Origin of the sequence: Streptomyces sp. S3(2020), from assembly GCF_013044505.1 — a bacterium.
Classification (GTDB): Bacteria; Actinomycetota; Actinomycetes; order Streptomycetales; family Streptomycetaceae; genus Streptomyces.
In genome coordinates, this window is record NZ_JABERD010000425.1 from 1 (window position 1) to 3,585 (window position 3,585).

4 protein-coding genes are annotated in these 3,585 nt (G+C 71.4%); 3 read left to right on the plus strand and 1 reads right to left on the minus strand.

The genetic code is table 11. The annotated features are described in order from the left end of the window. Positions 1-135: 135 nt before the first annotated feature. The 3 genes from HLK59_RS49010 to HLK59_RS49020 all read left to right on the plus strand — a co-directional run bounded on the left by HLK59_RS49010 (position 136) and on the right by HLK59_RS49020 (position 3,184). The gene (locus tag HLK59_RS49010) at positions 136-744 is read left to right on the plus strand and encodes a GNAT family N-acetyltransferase (protein WP_171148173.1); all 609 of its coding nucleotides are present in this window, start codon (positions 136-138) and stop codon (positions 742-744) included. A 30-nt stretch (positions 745-774) separates the two neighbouring features. Further along, positions 775-1,635, plus strand: a complete 861-nt coding sequence (locus tag HLK59_RS49015) for a metallophosphoesterase (protein ID WP_171148174.1) — start codon at positions 775-777, stop codon at positions 1,633-1,635. Between the two features lie 94 nt (positions 1,636-1,729). Continuing rightward, on the plus strand, positions 1,730-3,184 hold the full coding sequence (locus HLK59_RS49020; protein WP_171148175.1) for an MFS transporter: 1,455 nt from the start codon (positions 1,730-1,732) through the stop codon (positions 3,182-3,184). A 73-nt stretch (positions 3,185-3,257) separates the two neighbouring features. Here the strand turns inward: HLK59_RS49020 and HLK59_RS49025 are convergent, their stop codons facing one another. Beyond that, on the minus strand, positions 3,258-3,398 hold the full coding sequence (locus HLK59_RS49025; protein ID WP_206328502.1) for a hypothetical protein: 141 nt from the start codon (positions 3,396-3,398) through the stop codon (positions 3,258-3,260). Between the last annotated feature and the right edge of the window lie 187 nt (positions 3,399-3,585).

Genomic DNA, 3,585 nt, shown 5'->3' on the forward strand with positions numbered 1-3,585 from the left:
TCCCGGAGCGCCGGACGGGCTGGAAGGTGCGGGCCGGTGTTGAGGGGTGCGGCCCCGGCGGGTGGGTGGGGGTTCGGGATGGCGAGTCCTGGTCCTCGAACGCCGGACCGGCCACGGCGACGTACCGTGAGGTGCATGGTCAACGCCTCCGCCCGTGTCGCCACCCCCGATGACCTCGATGCCGTCGTCGCCGCCTTCACCGGTGCCTTTCTGGACGACCCGGTCTGGGGGCCCGCGTTTCCCGACGTGCGGCGGCGTGCCGTGCAGGCGGCGGTGATGTGGCGGGTGTACGCGGGGTCGGCGCTTCGGTACCCGTGGACGTTGGTGACTCCGGGGGTCGAGGCCGCCGCCGTGTGGATTCCGCCGGGTGGGGTCGAACTGACCGAGGAGGAGGCGGGCGGGCTGGAGGAGCGGATCGCTCGGGTCACGGACGCGGGGACGGCGCGGGCGGTGATGGAGATCGGTGAGCGGTTCGAGGCGGCCCATCCGGACGAGCCGTTCTTCTATCTCACGATCCTGGGCACCCACCCCGACCACCGCGGCAAGGGTCTCGGCATGGGACTGCTGGCCGAGAGCCTGGACCGGATCGACGCCCAAGGCGCGCCCGCCTACCTGGAGTCGACGAACCCGGCCAACCTCAAGCGGTACGAGAGCGTCGGCTTCCGGGTACGCGACGAGATCCCGCTCGCCTCCGGGGCCGTGGTCACGAGCATGTGGCGTCCGGGGCGAGAAATCCCCCGGTGATGTCCGCCAACTCCCGCTAGCGTGCGGGAGATGAGGATCCTTCATCTCTCCGACACCCACCTCGAACGCACCGACGCCCCCAACGCACGCGGCGTCAACGCCCACGACTCCCTGCGCCTGATGCTCGCCGAACTCCGGCACATGCAGGGTGTGGACGCGATCGTCGTCACCGGGGACCTCGCCGACGACGGGGCGGTGGAGGCGTATACGGCCGTCAGGGAGCTGTTCGGGGAGTTCGCGCGAAGGCTCGGTGAGGTGCCCGTCTTCTACACGACCGGGAATCACGACGAGCGCGAGGCCTTCGCGAAGGTGTTGGGGAGCGGGCATCCGGAGCCGGGCCGGGTGCTGGAGTCGACGCAGGGCGAGCGGGCCGCCGTGAGCGTGGTGGCCGGGTGGCGGTTCGTGACGTTGGACTCGCTGGTGCCGGGGAAGGTGCACGGGCAGCTCGGCGCCGCCCAACTCGACTGGCTGAGGGACGTGTTGGCGACCCCGTCCCCGCACGGCACGGTCCTCGCCTTCCACCACCCGCCCATCGCGCTGGACAACCCCCTCCAGCTGATCTTCGGCCTGCGCGACCCCGCCGACCTCGCCGCCGCGATCCGCGGCACCGACGTCAGGGTCGTGCTCACCGGTCACTTCCACGCCCAGCTCTTCGGCCTGCTGGAGTCGGTCCCGGTGTGGGTCACTCCGGGCGTGGTCAACCGCATCGACCTGACGACGGCACCCGGCACGGAGCGCGCGGTGCGCGGGGCCTCGGCGTCCCTGGTCGAACTCGGGGGGCCGTCGAGCCCGCTCTTCCACACGTTCCACGCCCGCGACCCCCGCGCCCACGAGACGGTCTACGAGCTGGACGCGGAGAGGGTGCGTTCCTTCGTGGAGCGGCACGGCTGACCTGCTCCTCTTGGTTAAGTCAAGCAACTGACTTAATGTGTTGACCGAAGGTTGCCTAGGTCAATCACACGCGCACCGCTACGGAGGCCCCGCCATGTCCGACGCCCCTGCCGCCGCACCACCACGGTCGAACGCCGTGGTCGCGGTGCTGGCCTTCGCCGGAATCGTGGTCTCGCTGATGCAGACCCTGGTGATCCCGATCGTCCCGGAGCTGCCCAAGCTCCTGGACGCCCCGGCGTCGGACACCGCCTGGGCGGTCACCGCGACGCTGCTCGCCGCCGCTGTCGCCACCCCGGTCGTGGGCCGTCTCGGCGACATGTTCGGCAAGCGCCGGATGCTGCTGATCAGCGTGGTCATGCTGATCGCGGGCTCGGTGGTCTGCGCGCTGTCCGACTCCCTGGTCCCGATGATCGTCGGCCGGGTGCTCCAGGGCCTGGCCTCGGGCGTGATCCCGCTCGGCATCAGCATCATGCGTGACGAACTCCCCGCGGAGCGCCTCGCCGGCTCCACGGCCCTGATGAGCGCCTCCCTCGGTATCGGCGGCGCCCTGGGCCTGCCGGCCGCGGCCCTCATCGCCGACAACTTCAGCTGGCACGTCCTGTTCTGGACGTCGGCGGCGCTGGGCGTCGTGGCCCTCGTGCTGGTCTCGCTCTTCGTGCCGGAGTCCCGGGTCCGCACCGGCGGCCGCTTCGACCTGGTCGGCGGCATCGGCATGGCGACCGGCCTGGTCTGCCTCCTGCTCGGCATCTCCAAGGGCGCGGACTGGGGCTGGACGAGCGGCACGACGATCGGCCTCTTCGTGACGGCGGTCGTCGTCCTCCTGGCGTGGGGCTGGTTCGAGCTGCGTACCGACCAGCCGCTGGTCGACCTCCGCACGACCGCCCGCCGTCAGGTCCTGGTCACCAACCTCGCCTCGATCGCCGTCGGCTTCGCGATGTTCGCCATGTCCCTGGTCCTGCCGCAACTGCTCCAGCTTCCGTCGCAGACCGGCTACGGCCTCGGCAAGTCGATGCTCGTCGCCGGTCTGGTCATGGCCCCGTCGGGCCTGGTGATGATGGTGACGGCGCCGATCTCGGCGGCGGTGTCGAAGGCCCGCGGCCCCAAGACGACGCTGATGATCGGTGCCCTGATCGTGGCCGCGGGCTACGGCATCAACATCGCCCTCATGACCGAGGTCTGGCACTTCGTCCTCGCCGCCTGCGTCATCGGCGCCGGTATCGGCTTCACGTACGGCTCGATGCCCGCGCTGATCATGGGCGCGGTCCCGGCGTCGGAGACGGCCGCGGCGAACAGCCTGAACACCTTGATGCGGTCCATCGGCACGTCCTCGGCGAGCGCCATCGCGGGCGTCATCCTCGCCCAGATGACGACCGACTTCGGCGGCTACGCGCTGCCCTCCGAGAGCGGCTTCAAGACGGTCCTCGCGGTCGGCGCCGGGGCGGCACTGCTGGCGTTCGTGGTGGCCTCGTTCATCCCGCGCCACCAGGTCGCGGAGGAGAGCGCCGTACCGGTGTCCGCGGAGTCCGCCAAGGTCACGGCGAAGTCGTAGTACCCGTACTCGTACCCGTACGTAGGCCCGGGCCCGTCGGCACTCGTCGACGGGCCTTTCGCCGTCCGCGCCGCTACAGGTTCCCCAGCGGCTCGATGTCCACCTTGACCGGGGTGCCCCACACCCGCAGCACCTCGTAGTCGGTGAACTCGTGCACCAGCCGGTACGCCATCGCCGCGCGCGGGCCGCGGCGCTGGCGTACCGGCTGGTGCACGAGTTCACCGACTACGAGGTGCAGCGGTAGCCGGGCACCCGCGGCACGGTGGCGCTCCACCCCGTCGGCAAGCGGTCGGGCCCCCGCCGCGCGAGCGCCGGCTGACCAGTGCCCACCGCCCCGGCCCACCGCACGGGTGCCACGACGGGCGCGAGCCCCCAGCCCTGCGCACTGAGCAGCCCGCCCG